The 813-nt window shown below is 66.3% G+C and carries 1 protein-coding gene and 1 pseudogene; both read left to right on the forward strand.

The features are described from left to right. Positions 1-508, forward strand: a 508-nt coding sequence (locus tag HGI46_RS21810; protein WP_206065895.1) for a glucuronate isomerase, incomplete at its 5' end; no start/stop codon positions are given. Then, positions 505-813 (forward strand): annotated as a pseudogene (locus HGI46_RS21815) (mannitol dehydrogenase family protein); the annotation flags it as partial. The gene HGI46_RS21810 and the pseudogene HGI46_RS21815, both read left to right, overlap by 4 nt.

The following is an 813-nucleotide window of genomic DNA, read 5'->3' on the forward strand; positions in this document are numbered from 1 at the left end:
CGTCATGCAGATCCACCCCGGATCGTTCCGCAACCACAACGCTGCGCTGTTCGAACGCTTCGGCCGCGACAAGGGCGCCGACATCCCGACGCGGACCGACTTCGTCCATGCTCTGAAGCCCCTGCTCGACCGGTTCGGCAACGAGAGGGAGCTCTCGATCATCCTGTTCACGCTGGACGAGAGCGCCTATGCCCGCGAACTTGCGCCGCTGGCCGGGCACTACCCCTGCCTCAAGCTCGGTCCGGCCTGGTGGTTCCACGACAGCCCGGAAGGCATGAAGCGCTTCCGCCAGATGACCACCGAGACGGCGGGCTTCTACAACACCGTCGGCTTCAACGACGATACGCGCGCGTTCCTGTCGATCCCGGCGCGGCACGACGTTGCCCGGCGCATCGATTGCGGCTTCCTGGCGCAGCTTGTTGCCGAACACCGCATCGAGGACTGGGAAGCGGCCGAACTGGCGCAGGACCTGTCGTACAATCTGGCGAAGAAGGCCTATAACCTGTGAGGCGCCTGTCCCCGGACACGCTGGCGGCCTTGCCCGCAGAAGTTGCCCGCCCGCTCTACGATCGCGAAAGCCAAGAGGTCGGTATCGTCCACTTCGGCATCGGCGCATTCCACCGCGCGCATCAGGCCTGGTACACCGATGCGGCGCTAAATCAGGGCGATGCCGACTGGATGATCACCGGCGTCTCGCTGCGCTCGCCCGGCGTGGCGCGGCAGATGAACCCGCAAGGCGGGCTCTACACCGTGGCCGAGCAATCGGCCGATGAAGCGGCCCTGCGCATCGTGGGATCGGTGCGGGGCGTGCTG

The sequence above is a fragment of the Novosphingobium sp. ERW19 genome, from assembly GCF_012641315.1.
Taxonomy (GTDB): domain Bacteria; phylum Pseudomonadota; class Alphaproteobacteria; order Sphingomonadales; family Sphingomonadaceae; genus Novosphingobium.